Source organism: Sphingopyxis sp. BSNA05 (genome assembly GCF_013265645.1).
In the GTDB taxonomy this organism is placed as follows: Bacteria; Pseudomonadota; Alphaproteobacteria; order Sphingomonadales; family Sphingomonadaceae; genus Parasphingorhabdus.
In genome coordinates, this window is record NZ_PYIA01000154.1 from 13,608 (window position 1) to 29,771 (window position 16,164).

Below are 16,164 nucleotides of genomic sequence, written 5' to 3' on the forward strand. Positions count from 1 at the left end.
CCAGATTTTCGGAGAGGCTCCATGAGCGCACAAACCGGTACCGTTAAACAATCCGCCATATTGAACGACGCTATACTGCAGAATCGCGCCAGCAAGGCGGGGCTGCTCGAGCGGACCTTCTCGTTGATGTTTCGCGGTCTGGTCTATCCGCAAATCTGGGAAGATCCGGTTGCCGATATGGAAGCGCTGGACATCCGGGCTGACCATCATATCGTCACCATCGCCAGCGGCGGCTGCAATGCGCTGTCCTATCTGCGCGCCAATCCGGCAAAAATCACCGCGGTCGACCTCAACGCCGCCCATATTGCGCTCAACCGGCTGAAATCGGTGGCAGCGCGGCAGCTAAACAGCCACGGCGAGTTTTCCGCTTTTTCGGGCAGGCCAATCACAAGGATAATCTTGCGCTCTATCGCGACCGACTGCGGCCGCATCTTGACTCGGCCAGCCGTAAATATTGGGACGGCCGCAACCATTTCGGCCAGCGCCGGATCAACGGCTTTGCCAAGGGCTTCTATCGCAAGGGTCTGCTCGGTAATTTCATCGGTCTCGTGCATCTGGTCAGACGGCTCGGAGGGGCGCAGCCATCACTGATGATGGCCGCGCGGACGCGCGACGAGCAGATCGAATTGTTCGAGCGGCATATCAGGCCGCTGTTCCAGAAGAAACTGATGCGTTTTCTCTGCTCCAACCCGATGGCATTATTCGGTCTCGGTATTCCGCCGGCGCAATATCGAGCGCTTGCCGGTGACAAGCATATGGCCGATGTGCTGTGCGAACGGACCCGCAAACTGGCGTGCGATTTTGCGATGGCCGACAATTATTTTGCGCAGCAGGCCTTTGGCCGCGCCTATCAGAGCGCCGCACCCGGATCGGTACCGCCCTATCTGGAAGAAGCGAGTTTCGACTGGCTTGGCGAACGCAGCCGGAAACTGGAGATCAGCCATGAAAATTTCATCGAATTTCTGGCCAGGCAGGACGCCGGTTCGCTGGATCGCTATATATTGCTCGATGCGCAGGACTGGATGACCGACCAGCAGCTCAACCGGCTGTGGAGCGAAATCGACCGGACCGCAAAGCCCGGCGCCCGGGTGCTGTTCCGCACCGCGGCGGAAGAGACCTTGCTGCCAGGCCGGGTTGCCGACGAACTGCTCGCAGCATGGGACTATGATGCGGAACTTTCTCAGGCATTAACCCGCAAAGACCGTTCAGCAATCTATGGCGCAATGCATTTGTACCGGTTGAAATGAGCCTGATGGAGGATATTTTGCGCAAGCGGGCCAGCGATCGCCACGCCGATCTGATGGATCGCGTCTATCGCAGCCAGAGCGGCATCTATGACCTGACCCGAAAATATTATCTTCTCGGCCGGGACCAGTTGATTGAAGCGCTCGATCCTCCGCCGGGCGGGCGGGTGCTGGAAATCGGCTGCGGTACCGCGCGCAATCTTGTCCAGGCTGCGAAGGCCTGGCCGGATGCGGAGTTTTACGGCTTTGATATCAGCTCGGAAATGCTGAAAACGGCGCGCAAGAATCTGGCGCATGGCCGATTGACCGATCGCATCACGCTGTTTCAGGGCGATGCCGGAAATCCGGCGCTGGCCATGCCGCCAGCGCTCCGCAAATTCGACCGGATATTCCTGTCCTTCTGCCTGTCGATGATCCCCGACTGGCAGGGCGCGATCCGGCAGACCATGCCGCTACTCGCCCCGGGAGGCGAATTGCATATCGTCGATTTCGGCCAGTCGGAAAAGCTGCCGCCTTCCTTTCGCAGGATATTGCAGCAATGGCTGGCGTTGTTCCACGTCGAGCCGCGCAAGCATTTGCGCCGCTTTCTGACAGAGCTGGATTGCGAAACCGGAACCCGCAGCGAATTTATCCCGCAATATCGCGGTTACAGCTGGCGATTTGTCGTCAGGCTTCCTGCAAAGGAAGCGCCCTGCTCCGGCGAAGCGTAACGTTCCTCATTCCGCCAGCTTTTTCAGGATCCAGTACCAGTGATCCAGCCCGCCATAGAATGACGCAACCGGTAGCCGTTCGTTCAGGCCATGGGCGAACATGTCGGAGGCTTTCATCGCGGCACCCGAGAGCGCGACCGTGTCATAGCCCAGCGCGCGGTAATGCATGCCGTCGGTGCCGCCCGACTCCATATAGGGTAGGATCGGAAGCCCCGGATAGCGCTTGTCGATACTGTAGCGGATCGCCGCCCTGACATCGTCGCGGAGTCTGGATTCGGGGCTTTCGGTGACATCGGTGATCAGCTTGAAGCCGACATTGTCATTGCCGATGATCTCTGTCAGCTTCGCCTCTGTCGCAGCAGCCCCCACTCCCGGAAAATCCGGCAATTGACGGTTGCCGTCGCGGATTGCGGCAGGGCATTTTCCGCATGACCGGCCTGCAACATGGTCGCGACACAGGTTGTGCCCAAAGTGCCAACGGTTTCCGGATTGGCTTGCAGGGTTGCGATCGCCGATGTGTCAGTCGGGTCTTCCGCAAAGCGCAGCATCGCCTGCCCTATCTCGCCCGGCGTCAGTTTGCCGGCTGTGGCAAAATAGCTTCTGGTCAGTTCCGTCGCCTGCACCGGAAATTTATAGGCCGCGATCTTGCCCAATGCCTCGGCCAGTTCGTAGATCGCATTGTCGTCGCGCGGGCGGGAGGAATGACCACCGGGGTTATTCACGGTCAGCTCGTAGGTGGCGTAGGTCTTCTCCGCAGACTGCACCCGAAACGCCACTGGCGTCCCATCTTCCGCCAGCGCCACTCCGCCGGCATCGCTGTTCAGGATGAAGGCCGGATCGATATGTTCCGCTACATATTTCGCCTGCGCCTCGGTCGAGACCATGCCGGTCTCCTCGTCGCCCGAAAAGACCAGAACCAGATCGCGCGAAGGTTGCCAGCCCTCCGCCTTGAGCCGCAGGAAAGTCGATGTCAGATTGGTGATGCCATATTTATTGTCCATCGTGGCGCGGCCGAAGAAATAACCCTCCTCTTCGGTCAGGGTGAAGGGCGGGCGCACCCAGTCCTTGGCCAGCGCATCGACCACGTCCATATGGCCGAGCAGAACAATCGGCTTGTCGGTGCTGCCGGCTTTTGCGCGATAGGTAACCATCAGCCCTGGGTTTTTCACCGTCGCTGTCATAATCGGTGACCTGGATATCATCGTCGCTGAAGCCCGCCTTTTCGAACCGGTCGACAAGATAGGAAACCATCGCCGGGACCTGTTCCTGACCGCGCGCAGTCCTGAAGGCGATGACATCGCGGTAAATATCGCGCGCCAGTTGCTGCTGCGGTGTCAGCGCGCTGGTGTCTTGCGCAAGAACAGGCTGGGCAGGGAATATACCCGCCACCAGCAGGAGGGCCGCCCGGCCAGACTTTTTTGTATTTTTGCTGAAGCTTATGTGCAGCCATCACCGGTTCCCCCCAAAACCACATCCTATCCGCTGGACCGGAAATGTAAATCGTTCAGTCGAGTCGTCCGGGCTGGACAAGCTGTGCCGGATCTTCGCGAAACAATCCGGGGCGCGCTCACCTCCCGGCGGACGGACCGAGCCAATCCATCGCTTGCAGTTTCTGATCGAGTGGCGCGGCCGCGGACACGTGGAGCAAATTAACCATTTTTCTTTACCCTGTGTTCCAAAGAGAGACAGTTTCGGCCCCTATGGCTTCGGGCATAGCGGCTAGCAACTGGACTCGGGGGGCGATATCCGCCATTTTGCACGATGCTTGCAGCAAGATGCAACAGGGCGGAAAAAGAACTGAGGTTAACGAATGGAAATCGGAAGCAAGATTTTGACCGGTGCAGCGGCAACCCTGGTTTTGGGACTGGTCGGCCATGCGGTAACGGGTGAAAATTTCATCGCCGGCCTGGAGCAGAAGGCACAGACCGAGCTGGCCGCGCGCGGTCTGGATGGCGCCAGCGTCAGCCTGGGCCGGGATCCGCTGTCCCGCGCGGCGCTTCTCGACGGCGATATCGGCGACGAGGCCAAGCAGGAGGCGATGGGCGTGGTCATGGCCATCCCCGGTATCTCCAGCACGAGCTGGAAAGGCGAACATGTGATCGTTGCCGCTGAGGATGACGGATCCGGCACAACCGCCCCGGTCGCTGCCGACCAGGACCGGATTGCGAAATGCCAGAGCGATGTCGACAAGATCATGGCAGAAAATGCCATCAGCTTCCGTTCCGGCAGCGCCTATGTTTCGCTCGACACAAAGAAAATTCTCGACCAGATCGCCGAATCCCTGAAGGCCTGCAACGGGCTCTCCGTTGCGGTCGAAGGCCATACCGACGATAACGGCAACAGCGCCGTCAATCGCGACATGTCGCAGGAGCGGGCCAACCGGATCAAGGCCGGGCTGGTCGAACGCGGCATCGCCGAAACCCGGATCAGCGCCACAGGCTATGGTTCGACCCGGCCGCGCGCAACCGGTTCGGATGCGGCGGCGGATGCGCAGAATCGCCGGATCGAGTTCCGGATCGGCACCGCAAACGGTGCGCCGGCAAATGATGCCAAAGCGCAACAGGAGAGTTGAACGATGCCACTTTTACTTGAAAATCTGTTGCTCCTGCTGACGACTTTTGCAATTGGCCTCGCTATCGGCTGGTTTATCTGGGGCCGGAACACGGAAGAATTCTAGCCGGGACCGGCTGGGAACAGAATTCAAAACGGGGTTTTGAGAAAATGATTACGCTGATTACCGCCAATTGGCTGCTATATCTGATTGCACTGCTCATCGGTGTCGTCACGGCTTTCTGGGTCTGGGCTGCAACCGGGCGCGAGGCATCCGCACTCGACAGTTTCAACGCCGATGACGGGCTTCTGGAAAAGGCCGGTGAACCGGTGCGAGCGGCGGAACCGGAAGAAAAACCGGTCACGGCTGCCGCGCCTGCGCCGGAAGCGGTTGCCCCGCCACCACCACCGGCTCCCAAGCCGGTTGTCGCGCCCGTCGCCCCTGCTCCCGCGCCTCAGCCTGAGCCGGAAGCTGCGACCGAAGGTGCTCCCAAAATTCCACCCGCGGTGGGCGAACCCGACAATCTGCGCCTGATCAAGGGCGTCGGTCCGAAGCTGAACACATTGCTGATCAGCCTTGGTGTCACCCGTTTTGACCAGATCGCTGCCTGGAAAGAGGCGGAAATCAACGAAGTCGACAAGCATCTCGGTACGTTCAGCGGGCGGATCACGCGCGACGCGTGGATCGATCAAGCCAAGTTTCTTGCCAAGGACGATATTGCGGGATTCGAGAAGAAATACGGCAAGCTCTGAGAGCCGGTGCTTTTCCGTCAGTCGACCTCGGGATTGCTTGCCCGGACGATCAGCTTGTCGATCTTCCGGCCGTCCATGTCGATAATCTCGAAAACCCAGTCCTGGTCTTCAAAGCTTTCGCCTTCTTCCGGCAAATGGCGCAATTGCGCCAGCGCGTGGCCGGCGACCGTGGCATAGTCGCGATCTTCTGAGAGCCGGATTCCCAGCCGTTCGGCCAGCGCGTCGATCGCCATCGCGCCGGAAACCAGATAGCTGCCGTCGGCCCGCTCGATCAGGCTGCGCTGGGTCTTCTCGTCCTGGTCGGAGACAAATTCGCCAGCGATCGAGCTGAGCAGGTCATTGGGCGTGACGATCCCTTCGAAATGGCCATATTCGTCGTGCACCAGGATCATCGGAACTTCCGTCTCACGCAATATTTCCAGCACATCGAGCGCGTCGAGCTGGTCCGGCACCTTTTCCAGCGGGCGCATCAGCTTGCGCAAATCCAGCTTCTCGCCACCGAGTTGCGCGGCAACGATATCGCGGGCCTGGACCACGCCACGGATTTCATCGACCGAATGTTCGGCGACGGGGAAACGGCTGTGCTGGGATTCCATCAGCAACTTGTGAATATCCCCGCGCTTCGCATCGATGTCGAGCCAGTCAATCTCGGTACGGGGGGTCATAACCTCGCGAATGGGGCGGTCGGCGAGGCGCACGACCCCGGCCATCACGGCGCGTTCATGCTCCTCGATAACGCCGGACCGCGTCGCATCGGCGAAGACCATCTGCAATTCTTCCGCAGTGACATGATTGACCTGCTCGCGTTTGATCCGCATCAGGCGGAAAATCATGGCGCTGCTATTGTCGAGTAGCCAGACCAGCGGTGCGGAAATGCGGGCCAGCAATTCCATAGGCTGGGCCATGATCAGGGCGATGCGTTCTGCGGACCGCAGAGCTATCTGTTTCGGTACCAGCTCCCCGATCACCAGCGATGCGTAGGTGGTCAGGCCGATCACCAGAACAAAGCCGACGGTGCCAGCCAACTCCTGCCCCATGCCCAGCAGCTGCAGCCGCTCCGCTACCGGGCCGCCAAGGCTGGCTCCGGAATAGGCGCCGGCAATAATGCCGATCAGCGTGATCCCAATTTGCACGGTAGAGAGAAATTTCCCCGGATCGCTGGCAAGACGCAGAGCCGCCTTGGCGCGCTTGCTGCCGCGGTCGGCAAGGCCGTGCAACTGCGCCTTGCGGGCAGAGACTATCGCCAGTTCCGACATGGCAAATATGCCATTGATCAGTACCAGTAAAATTATGATCGCTACATCAAACCAGGGAAAGGGTGTCATATTGTCCATTGAAAGGGCGAAATGCCATAAGCCCTTTAGCAGCAAGTTTTACAAAATCTCAAGTTTGCTGTCAGTCACCATTCATTTATCGCGCGTTAGACGGAACCTTCTCGGCGGCGGGGCGTAATGCTGACGAGACAAGAGGACCTAAAAGGGAAAAGAACATGCGGATGAACAAATCAATTATTTCAGCGGTTTCACTCGGCGCTCTGGCACTGACCAGCGGCTGCGTGACCAATCCGGAAACCGGCAATCGCACCATTTCGAAAGCCGCCATCGGCGGCATCGGCGGCGTTGTCGGCGGCTATCTGCTCGGCGACGTGCTGGGCGGCAAGAATGACCGGACCGCCAAGATCGTCGGCGCCGGTCTGGGCGGCCTCGCCGGTGCAGGCATCGGCTATTATATGGACGAGCAGGAAAAGAAGCTGCGCCAGCAAACCGCCGGCACCGGCATCGATGTCACCCGCGAGGGCGACAATCTGATTCTCAACATGCCATCGAGCGTCACCTTCCCGGTCGACAGCAGCGCCATCAGCCCGGCTTTCCAGACGACATTGGGCAATGTGGCGAATACGCTGGCGCAATATGAGAAAAGCTATGTCGACGTGCTCGGCCATACCGACAGCACCGGCAGCGACGCCTATAACCAGGCGTTGTCCGAGCGGCGGGCCGATGCTGTGGCGAATTTCCTCGCCAACAGCGGTGTCCAGCGCGCGCGTCTGGCGACCCGTGGCTATGGCGAGAGCCAGCCGGTAGCCAGCAACAGCACCGAAGAGGGCCGCGCGGCCAACCGCCGGGTCGAAATCAAGATCGTTCCCATCGAACAGGACGACCTGAACAACTAAATTAGCGCTTGCGCTGATCGCATGATCACGGGCATCCCCTGCAAAAATTTGCAGAGGATGCCTTTTTCATGACCACAGTCAATTTTTCGACCGATCTTAGCGGACAGACCGCAATCGTAACCGGCGCGTCCGCCGGTCTTGGCCGCCGCTTCGCCAAGGTGCTGGCCGCTTGCGGCGCGAAAGTCGCCTGCACCGCCCGGCGCAAGGACAAGCTGGACGATCTGGTCGCAGAAATTACGGCCGATGGCGGCACCGCCAAGGCCTTTGCGCTCGACGTGCGCGACGCGGCGCAGCTTCAGGCGATCATTCCCGCTGTCACGGAATCTCTGGGTCAGCCCGAAATCCTCGTCAACAACGCCGGGATCGTCGATGCCGAACATGCCACCCGGATGTCGATTGACCTGATCGACGATGTTCTGGACACCAATTTGCGCAGCGTCTTCATCCTGTCCAACGAATTTGCCCGCCCGCTGATCGCCAGCAAAACGCCCGGGCGGATCGTCAATGTCGCGTCGATCGCCGCCACCAGCTATAGCGGCGGCGGGGCAGCGCTCTATTCGACTACCAAGGCTGGGGTGGTCCGCATCACCGAAACCCTCGCAGTGGAATGGTCAAAATTCCATATCAATGTGAATGGCATTGCGCCGGGCCTGTTCGCCACCGACATGGCCGACGGCATGATCGAGCGCGCCGGCGATTTTTCGGTTCACTTCCCGCGCAAGCGGGTGGCGCAGCCGGAGCAGATGGACAGCACTTTGCTGTTTCTGGTGTCGCCCTCTTCGGATGCGGTGACCGGCACCGTGATCAAGATCGATGACGGTCAGGGTTCGCGCTAGCGCCCGGGCCTAGACCAGCTCGCCCTTGAGCAGCTTGGGCAGGTCGCCTGTCTCGCCCTTTGCCTCGGCCATGAATTGCGCCTTGAGCGGCGCAATGCGCTGGACCAGCCCGATACCCATGCGGCGGATCTTCGACGAGGTTTCCCCCGGCAGGCCAAAGAGACGGGTCAGGATATCGGTCGCCGCCGAGACCATCATATTGTCGAGGCTGCGCCAGCGGTCATAGCGCGCCAGAATTTGGGAGTCACCCAGATCGAGACCGGTCCGCGCACCCTCAACCAAACATTCGGTCAGCGCGGCCACGTCACGCAGGCCCAGGTTGAGCCCCTGCCCCGCGATCGGATGGATGCCATGGCCGGCATCGCCGATCAGCACCAGACGATCGGCGGTCAGATGGGAGCTATGGTGAAAGCCCAGCGGATAGGTCGGGCGGTCGGTGAGCAGCTCGATCTCGCCGAGAAAGCCGCCGGTCTTCTTCATCATTTCGGCGATAAAAGCGCGCTCGTTGATCTTGGCGTAGGCGGGGCCATCCTTGCGCGAGACCGTCCATACGACCGCAGAGCGATGCTTGCCGTCGGCATCGTCAAGCATCGGCAGAATGGCGAAGGGTCCGGACGGGAAGAACAGTTCATAGGCGGTGTTGCCGTGCGGCTTTTCATGCGCGATCTTGCAGACGATCGCGCTGTGATCATATTGCCAGTGCGCCATGATGATGCCGGCTTCCTCGCGCATCCGGCTGCCACGGCCGTCGGCGGCGATCAGCAGCGGGGCAGAGAGCTGCTCGCCGTTCTCCAGCGCGATATCGACCCTGTGCCCGCCACGGTCGCAGGACGCAACCTGGGTCGAGAGATGCAGCGTGATATTGTCATTGGCCTGAACCGCCTCGAACAGGAGCCGCCGGAGCACCGCATTTTCGACCATGATGCCCATCGGGCCTTCGTCCTCGCCCGGAACAAAGTCCAGCGTGCCGGGCTTCAGCCCGTCGTTGACCAGAATCTTCTCGATATCGCAGCCATGCGGCCGCAGCTCGTCTGCCAGGCCGATGGCCTCGAACATGTTCCAGCTGGCGCTGTTGATCGCGGAGACCCGGGCATCTGCCTGCGGGTTGAGCAGATCGGCCGGGTCGGCGCGGTCGATGATCGCGATGCGCAGGCCGTGGGCTGCCAGCGTCAGCGCCTGGGTCAGGCCGATCATGCCCGCGCCCAATATGATGATATCGCTTTGCCGAGAATCAATTGCCATGGAGACGCCTTTCCGAGCCCGAATATGAGATATAGTTAGGCATCGATGGTCGGGAAAGAAAGGCAAATCCGGTAAAATAAAGCCAAGAAACTTGACGGAGAGTCCCCGATTCGCGCAAAGGAGCAGTTCGTTAACGCGCGCCTTCGGCTGGGGTGACGCACGGGAGTATATGATGGCGGACAAAGCCAATGAAGCGAACTGGCGCGAGATCATGCGCCTCAGCCTGTTGCGCAGTGGTGCCCTGATCGGGGCCATCGCGATTTTCTGGCGACCATCTTCCTGTTTCTGGCGCTGGTCAGCTATTCGCCCAGCGATCCGGCCTTCAACACATCGGCGGCCGGCGTCGAGCATAATTGGATGGGTGTCTTCGGCTCCTATCTGGCCGACCTGCTGCTCTTCCTGATCGGCCTGCCCGTCCTGCTGTTTCTGCCGCTGTTTCTGGTGCTGGCCAACCGGCTGTGGCGCGACATCCCGCAACCCGGCTGGAAACAGCAATTGCTCTGGTGTTTTCTGGCGGCATTGCTGGTCGGCACTGCGCTCGCCCTGTGGTTTCCGGAACCGGAAATGGAATTGCCGTCCGGCCTCGGCGGCCTCGCCGGCATGCTGATCGCCGGCGGAACCAGCGCCGGCCTCAACGCCATATCCGCCAGCTGGAGCGGGCTGATCTCCGGCATATTGACCGCCCTGACCCTGACCGGCGGCCTAGTGCTCGGCTATTTCAGCCTGCGGCTCGACCGGCCGCTCTTCTCCGGCGCTTCGCTCCGGATGCCGACCATCAAAAGTCCGTTCGCCGCGAAAGACGATGGCCTGGTGATCGAACCGGACCGCTCGGGAACGGAAAAGCCGAAGGCGAAGAAGGAACCGGCTCCGCGCAAGGCGGTGAAACCCGACAACCGGCCCCCGCCGGAGATCAGCGAACGGGCCCTTCCGCCGAAGAAAGCAGGCGTCAACAAGGGCAAGCAGGGCGATTTCTTCGGACCCTATGTGCTGCCGTCGCTCGATCTGCTGACCCCGGCACCGGAGCAGAGCAACAATGTGATCGACAAGGCCGGGCTGGAACGCAACGCCCGCTTGCTGGAATCGGTGCTCGACGATTTCCACGTGAAAGGTACGATCAACGCGGTCCGGCCGGGGCCGGTTGTTACCATGTACGAACTGGAGCCCGCTCCCGGTATTAAGGCCAGCCGTGTCATCCAGCTGGCAGAAGATATCGCCCGTAACATGTCCGCGCTTTCGGCGCGTGTCGCTGCCATTCCCGGACGCACGGTCATGGGCATCGAACTGCCGAACGCCAATCGCGAGATGGTCGTACTGCACGAAATGGTCGGCAGCGACAGTTTCGCCGAACAGACCGGCAAGCTGCCGATCATCCTCGGCAAGAATATCTCAGGCGATCCGGTGATTGCCGATCTCGCGCCAATGCCGCATCTGCTCGTCGCCGGCACCACCGGTTCGGGTAAATCGGTCGGCCTGAACTGCATGATCCTGTCTTTGCTCTACCGGCTGACGCCCGAAGACTGCAAAATGATCATGATCGATCCGAAGATGCTGGAACTCAGCACCTATGACGATATCCCGCATCTGCTGTCGCCGGTCGTCACCGAACCGGCCAAGGCCATTCGGGCGCTGAAATGGGCGGTCGAGCAGATGGAAGAACGCTACCGGATGATGTCGTCGATTTCGGTTCGCAATCTCGCCAATTATAACGAGAAGGTGAAAGCCGCCAAGGCCAAGGGCCAGCCGCTCGGCCGCCGCGTCCAGACCGGCTATGACCCGGAAACCTCTCGCCCGATCTACGAGGAAGAGCAGCTCGACTTCGAAGTATTGCCGCAGATCGTGATCATCGTCGACGAGCTGGCTGACCTTATGATGACCGCCGGCAAGGAAGTCGAATTCCTGATCCAGCGGCTGGCGCAAAAGGCACGCGCGGCGGGCATTCACCTGATCATGGCCACCCAGCGCCCTTCGGTCGACGTTATCACCGGCGTGATCAAGGCTAACCTGCCGACCCGGATCAGCTTCCACGTCACCTCCAAGATCGACTCCCGCACCATTTGGGCGAACAGGGCGCGGAGCAGCTGCTCGGCAAGGGCGACATGCTCTATATGCCCGGCGGCAAGCAGCTGACGCGTGTCCACGGACCGTTTGTCTCCGATGACGAAGTCCGGCGGGTGGCCGACCACTGGCGTTCGCAGGGCACGCCGGATTATATCCAGGCAGTGACCGAAGAGCCCGAAGACGGCAGCTTTGCCCTCGACGGCGCGGATCTGAGCGACAGCAAGGAAGACCGGCAATATACGCAGGCCTGCCAGATCGTCTTCGAAAGCCAGAAAGTGTCGACCAGCTGGCTGCAGCGGCAGTTGCGGATCGGTTATAATACCGCTGCGCGGATTATCGACCGGATGGAAGAGGATGAATTTATCAGTCCACCCAACCATATCGGTCGCCGCGAAGTGCTGCGCGACCAGCACGGCGAGCCGCTCTAGCGCCGCGGCCCTGCCCGCGTTGCTGACAAAGTGATTAAGCCATCGTTCAATCGCCATTCGCTAGGCGGCTTGCTTGATAATCTGGAGTTTTTGTAATGTTGAAATATGGTTTCGCCTTGATCGCTGCGCCGCTGGCCCTGACAGCAAGCCTGCCCGCCACCGCACAGCAAAGCCCCGCCGACGATCTGTCGAAAGTTCAGGCGCATCTGCGCGCCATGACCACGATGACCGCCAATTTCAGCCAGACCGACCGCGGCGGCCAGTTGCTGACCGGAAAGCTCCTATTGAAGCAGCCCGGCAAGATTCGCTTTCAATATCAGAAAGACGCCAATCTGCTGATCGTTGGCGACGGGAAAGCGCTGACGCTGATCGACTATGACGTGAACCAGGTCCAGCGCTGGCCGATCGGCAACAGCCCGCTTGCCGCGCTGCTCAATCCGGAGCGCGACCTGTCCAAATATGGCAAGGTCATTCCGACTCGCAATCCGGCCGTGCTGAGCGTCGAGGTCCGCGATCCGAAACGACCGGAATATGGCGTGATCACGATGGTTTTCACGAAAAGCCCGGCGCGCCCGCTGGCCTGGGCCTGGATGGCTGGGTATCACTCGATTCGAAAAACAACCGCACCTCGATCCGTCTCTCCAACCAGAAATTCGGGGTTCCCGTTGCCAACAGCAGCTTCAACTGGACCGATCCGCGGAGGAAAAGCCGGGCCAAGCGGTGAACCGAGACGGGCTGCCGATCAGCAGAAAATGATCCTTCTCTCGTTCATACTCCCGACAGAAACACGGGACTATAACCAAAACAGGATGAGAAGAGACAGTCAGGTTTTCCCCCTGTTACCTGACCAACAAAGTTTCGACCCATTCTATGCGTGACGAACGCGAGTTTGCCCCCACCTCCTTAATGCCCCCGGAGGTGGGGGTTTTCCTTTTCCGGACCGTTAGAATAGCATGAATCTCTATCGCCTTTGGGCTTGGGTTTCTGCGCGAGCGTGGCTATCAGACTCGGCATGAGTGATAGTCTGAAAATCGTCAGCTGGAATATTAACAGCATCCGTGCCCGACTCGACATCGTCGAGCGCTTCCTCACCGAAGAAGCCCCCGATGTCCTGTGCCTGCAGGAAACCAAGGTGCGCAACGAACAATTTCCCGAAGGGATGTTCCGCCGCCTCGGCTACAATCACATGATCTTGCACGGCCAGCCGATGCACCATGGCGTCGCGATCATCAGCCGCGTGCCGCTGCACAAGGACGAGCGGTTTGACTGGCAGAATAATGGCGAAGCCCGCCATGTCGGCGCGGTCCTGCAAAACGGCGTGCGTATCGAAAATGTCTATATTCCCGCGGGCGGCGAAATTCCGGACAGGGATCTCAATCCGAAATTCGGCCAGAAGCTCGATTTCTTCGGGCGGATGACCGATTGGTCGGCCAATCTCAGGGAGCCGACGATCCTGATGGGCGACTTTAACGTCGCGCCACTCGAGTCGGACGTCTGGAGCCACAAGGCCCTGCTCAAGGTCGTCAGCCACACCCAGATCGAAATCGACCATCTCTATGCCATGCGCGATGCCCATGGCTGGGTTGATGTCGGCCGCAAGCTGATCCCCGATCCGGAGCGCCTGTTCACCTGGTGGAGCTATCGCGCCAAGGACTGGCGCGCATCGGACAAGGCCGGCGGCTCGACCATGTCTGGGTCAGCCCGGAACTGGCCGACAAGGCCGTCAGCCATTCGGTTCTGGAAGACGCGCGCAGCTGGGGCAAGCCTTCGGATCACGCGCCGCTGATCACGGAATTCGAATTTTGAACACAGCGCCTCACGACGAGGCCCGGAAGGCAGCGGCCCGCAGAGCGGCACGCGCGATTGACGCGCTGCGCCGCGGCTGGCCGATTGGCGTCGAAGCGGACAGCAAGCGGCTCAACCTGCTGCCGGTAGAGACCGCGAATCTGGACGAGGCTCTGCCCGCGTCGGGCACCATCTCGCTGATCCTTTCCGCCAGCCGGGCAGCGACGCTGAAACTGCTCAACCAGTTTGCCGCGGCCGACCCGAACCTGCCGATCCAGATCAGCCTGCCGGCGCCGGTAACCGCGGCAGAGATTATCGCCATCGTCGATCCGGTGCTCGACATGCAATATCCGATGAAGGGACCGTTCCGCAGCGAGCCGTTGACCAATGCGGCAGCCGCCACCGCGGCGATGGAACTGGCGCGGCAGGGCGGCTTGCTCCCCGCCTTCCTGATCGTCGACGAGGCCGAGGACCAAGTCGAGGCGAAGGATGCGACCGCCTATGCCGACGCATCCGCGCTGATCATCAGCGCCCATGCCAGACTCCCGGTCGCAGCCAATGCGGAAGCGCATATCTACGGCTTCCGCAGCGACGCCGATGCTACCGACCATGTCGCGCTGGTGGTCGGCCAGCGTGACAGCAGCACGCCAGTCGTGCGTCTGCACAGCGAATGTCTTACCGGAGACGTTCTCGGCAGCCTGAAATGCGATTGCGGACCGCAATTGCATGCCGCGCTCGACCAGATGACCGAGGCCAACTGGGGTGTCCTGCTCTATCTGCGGCAGGAAGGCCGCGGGATCGGCCTGATCAACAAGTTGCGCGCCTATGCACTGCAGGATCAGGGCTTTGACACGGTCGATGCGAACCAGCGGCTGGGCTTCGCGATTGATGCAAGGGACTTCTCGATCGCCGCCCGAATGCTGGAACTGCTCAATATCCCGAAGGTCAAATTGCTGACCAACAATCCGGAAAAGGTGGAAGGTCTGGAAGCATGTGGCGTGACCGTGGAAGAGCGGCTGCCGGTCAAGATTGCTGCCAATCCTCACAATGCATTTTATCTCGAAACAAAGCGCGACCGCACCGGGCATAAACTTTAACGCCCGTAGCCTGCCTGTTCCGGCAACAGAAAAGAGTTTCCATGACCCAGCTCAAGCACGACCATCTCATGACCATGACCCTGTCGGTCGATTTTGCCGGCATGAAGGTGATTGGCCGGACACCGGCGGGATTGCGCCGCATCGCGCCCGTGACCGGCGGAGAATTCTCCGGTGAAAGGTTGAACGGCACGGTCCTGCCCGGCGCGGACTGGGTGATCAACCGGCCTGATGGTGTGATGGAGATTGATGTCCGCTTGCCGCTCCAGACAGACGACGGGGCGATGATCTACCTCAACTATCAGGGGCGGTTTCTGGCCGAGCCGGAAACCATGGCGCGCTTTGCCAAAGGCGCGCTGCTGAAGCCGGAGGAATATTCGCTGGCTGTGACGGCAAAGTTCGAGGCCGGCGCGGCGCAATATCTCTGGCTGAACGATGTTGTTGCGGTTGGAACCGGCGAGCAGACGGCGGACGGCCCGGTTTATTCCTTTTTCGAGATCGGTTGAGCGACCACTAGCCGGTAGCCGACGTCCAGGTTCTCCAGCTCCGTCAAATGCCCATAACGTTCTTCCCAGGCAACAGAAGCCAAGTCCTGTTCCAATTTTGTGAGAGCATTCGTAATATTATCAAGCTTCGCAAAGGTTGATATTGCGGCCCGGACCTGCGGGTCGAGATAGGCGTGCGGGCGTTGCCAATAAGCACCCAGAAACCCGTCCGTACAATCGTGCGGTACCGGCACGACTTCGACCTTGCATGGCCCCAATATCCGTTCGAATGCCTCCAGCTTCGGCATGATTGGCTGATCGAGTGCGATAATTTCCGGGATATAATCGGCCAGCCAGAAATAGCGCGATTCCGGATCGAAAGTCAGGATCACGATTGGGCCTTTTGCGACGCGGCGCATCTCGCGGAGGCCCGCCTCGAAATCCGACCAGTGGTGAACCGTCAGCACCGCCATCGCGGCGTCAAACTGGTTGTCGGCAAAGGGGATGGCTTCCGCAGATCCCTGATAGGCTTTTGCCGCATCCGGTGGCCGCTGGCCTATCATCTCGGCGGAGGGTTCGAGCGCGGTCACCGTGCGGTTATCTGGTTCATAAGAACCGGTTCCGGCCCCGACATTCAGGATCGATTGTGCATCGCCCAGCGCATCGTGGATCGCTCTGGCAATTCTGTAGTCCGGTTTGCGTTTGCGAGCATAGCCGAGACCGATTTTGTCATAAATTGCGCTCATCATCATAGCCTGGCAACTCAGGATCAAAAATTGCGACCCCAAAATGGAAAACCGGCGATATCC

Annotated in this window: 12 protein-coding genes and 4 pseudogenes; 11 read left to right on the forward strand and 5 right to left on the reverse strand. The window is 60.2% G+C overall.

The window, feature by feature from the left end:
* Positions 1 to 177 precede the first annotated feature (177 nt).
* Both C8024_RS18305 and C8024_RS18310 read left to right on the forward strand, forming a co-directional pair.
* Positions 178 to 1,247: pseudogene (locus C8024_RS18305) on the forward strand (DUF3419 family protein).
* Positions 1,244 to 1,954, forward strand: a complete 711-nt coding sequence (locus C8024_RS18310; RefSeq protein ID WP_254306079.1) for a class I SAM-dependent methyltransferase — start codon at positions 1,244 to 1,246, stop codon at positions 1,952 to 1,954. Before C8024_RS18305 ends, C8024_RS18310 begins: the two are co-directional and overlap by 4 nt.
* Positions 1,955 to 1,960: 6 nt before the next feature.
* Here the strand turns inward: C8024_RS18310 and C8024_RS20550 are convergent, their stop codons facing one another.
* Both C8024_RS20550 and C8024_RS20555 read right to left on the reverse strand, forming a co-directional pair.
* Entirely contained in the window at positions 1,961 to 2,323 is a 363-nt protein-coding gene (locus tag C8024_RS20550; protein WP_217272307.1) for a hypothetical protein, read from the reverse strand.
* A complete protein-coding gene (locus C8024_RS20555) occupies positions 2,293 to 3,123 on the reverse strand; it encodes a M20/M25/M40 family metallo-hydrolase (protein ID WP_217272308.1) in 831 nt (276 codons plus the stop codon). The genes C8024_RS20550 and C8024_RS20555 overlap by 31 nt, the downstream gene beginning before the upstream one ends.
* A gap of 662 nt (positions 3,124 to 3,785) precedes the next feature.
* Between C8024_RS20555 and C8024_RS18320 the strand changes: the two genes are divergently transcribed.
* The gene (locus tag C8024_RS18320; RefSeq protein WP_217272309.1) at positions 3,786 to 4,526 is read left to right on the forward strand and encodes an OmpA family protein; all 741 of its coding nucleotides are present in this window, start codon (positions 3,786 to 3,788) and stop codon (positions 4,524 to 4,526) included.
* A gap of 149 nt (positions 4,527 to 4,675) precedes the next feature.
* Entirely contained in the window at positions 4,676 to 5,257 is a 582-nt protein-coding gene (locus C8024_RS18325; RefSeq protein ID WP_173207842.1) for a hypothetical protein, read from the forward strand.
* A 17-nt stretch (positions 5,258 to 5,274) separates the two neighbouring features.
* Here the strand turns inward: C8024_RS18325 and C8024_RS18330 are convergent, their stop codons facing one another.
* The gene (locus C8024_RS18330; protein ID WP_100094086.1) at positions 5,275 to 6,591 is read right to left on the reverse strand and encodes a hemolysin family protein; all 1,317 of its coding nucleotides are present in this window, start codon (positions 6,589 to 6,591) and stop codon (positions 5,275 to 5,277) included.
* A 155-nt stretch (positions 6,592 to 6,746) separates the two neighbouring features.
* On the opposite strand from C8024_RS18330, the gene C8024_RS18335 reads away from it, so the two are divergent.
* Both C8024_RS18335 and C8024_RS18340 read left to right on the forward strand, forming a co-directional pair.
* The gene (locus tag C8024_RS18335; RefSeq protein ID WP_100094085.1) at positions 6,747 to 7,427 is read left to right on the forward strand and encodes an OmpA family protein; all 681 of its coding nucleotides are present in this window, start codon (positions 6,747 to 6,749) and stop codon (positions 7,425 to 7,427) included.
* 68 nt (positions 7,428 to 7,495) lie between these two features.
* The gene (locus tag C8024_RS18340) at positions 7,496 to 8,263 is read left to right on the forward strand and encodes an SDR family NAD(P)-dependent oxidoreductase (RefSeq protein ID WP_173207845.1); all 768 of its coding nucleotides are present in this window, start codon (positions 7,496 to 7,498) and stop codon (positions 8,261 to 8,263) included.
* A 9-nt stretch (positions 8,264 to 8,272) separates the two neighbouring features.
* Here C8024_RS18340 and C8024_RS18345 read toward each other — a convergent pair whose 3' ends face one another.
* Entirely contained in the window at positions 8,273 to 9,505 is a 1,233-nt protein-coding gene (locus C8024_RS18345; RefSeq protein ID WP_173207848.1) for a UbiH/UbiF/VisC/COQ6 family ubiquinone biosynthesis hydroxylase, read from the reverse strand.
* Positions 9,506 to 9,677: 172 nt separating this feature from the next.
* On the opposite strand from C8024_RS18345, the pseudogene C8024_RS18350 reads away from it, so the two are divergent.
* The 5 genes and pseudogenes from C8024_RS18350 (at position 9,678) to C8024_RS18370 (ending at position 15,376) form a co-directional block, all read left to right on the forward strand.
* Positions 9,678 to 11,991 (forward strand): annotated as a pseudogene (locus tag C8024_RS18350) (DNA translocase FtsK).
* 95 nt (positions 11,992 to 12,086) lie between these two features.
* Positions 12,087 to 12,715 (forward strand): annotated as a pseudogene (locus C8024_RS18355) (outer membrane lipoprotein carrier protein LolA).
* Positions 12,716 to 13,003: 288 nt separating this feature from the next.
* A pseudogene (gene xth / locus C8024_RS18360) lies at positions 13,004 to 13,797 on the forward strand (exodeoxyribonuclease III).
* On the forward strand, positions 13,794 to 14,873 hold the full coding sequence (ribA, locus tag C8024_RS18365; protein WP_254306080.1) for a GTP cyclohydrolase II: 1,080 nt from the start codon (positions 13,794 to 13,796) through the stop codon (positions 14,871 to 14,873). Before xth ends, ribA begins: the two are co-directional and overlap by 4 nt.
* Before the next feature lie 41 nt (positions 14,874 to 14,914).
* On the forward strand, positions 14,915 to 15,376 hold the full coding sequence (locus C8024_RS18370; protein WP_173207851.1) for a DUF3237 domain-containing protein: 462 nt from the start codon (positions 14,915 to 14,917) through the stop codon (positions 15,374 to 15,376).
* Here C8024_RS18370 and C8024_RS18375 read toward each other — a convergent pair.
* A partial coding sequence (locus tag C8024_RS18375; RefSeq protein WP_367947431.1) for a class I SAM-dependent methyltransferase occupies positions 15,352 to 16,164 on the reverse strand: 813 nt, incomplete at its 5' end. The genes C8024_RS18370 and C8024_RS18375 overlap by 25 nt on opposite strands.

Excerpts from the sequence above, each read along its gene's own strand:
- C8024_RS18335 (WP_100094085.1), top strand. The coding sequence starts at position 6,747 with ATGCGGATGAACAAATCAATTATTTCAGCGGTTTCACTCGGCGCTCTG.
- C8024_RS18330 (WP_100094086.1), bottom strand. The coding sequence starts at position 6,591 with ATGGACAATATGACACCCTTTCCCTGGTTTGATGTAGCGATCATAATT.
- C8024_RS18345 (WP_173207848.1), bottom strand. The coding sequence starts at position 9,505 with ATGGCAATTGATTCTCGGCAAAGCGATATCATCATATTGGGCGCGGGC.
- C8024_RS18325 (WP_173207842.1), top strand. The coding sequence starts at position 4,676 with ATGATTACGCTGATTACCGCCAATTGGCTGCTATATCTGATTGCACTG.
- C8024_RS18310 (WP_254306079.1), top strand. The coding sequence starts at position 1,244 with ATGAGCCTGATGGAGGATATTTTGCGCAAGCGGGCCAGCGATCGCCAC.
- C8024_RS18340 (WP_173207845.1), top strand. The coding sequence starts at position 7,496 with ATGACCACAGTCAATTTTTCGACCGATCTTAGCGGACAGACCGCAATC.
- C8024_RS18370 (WP_173207851.1), top strand. The coding sequence starts at position 14,915 with ATGACCCAGCTCAAGCACGACCATCTCATGACCATGACCCTGTCGGTC.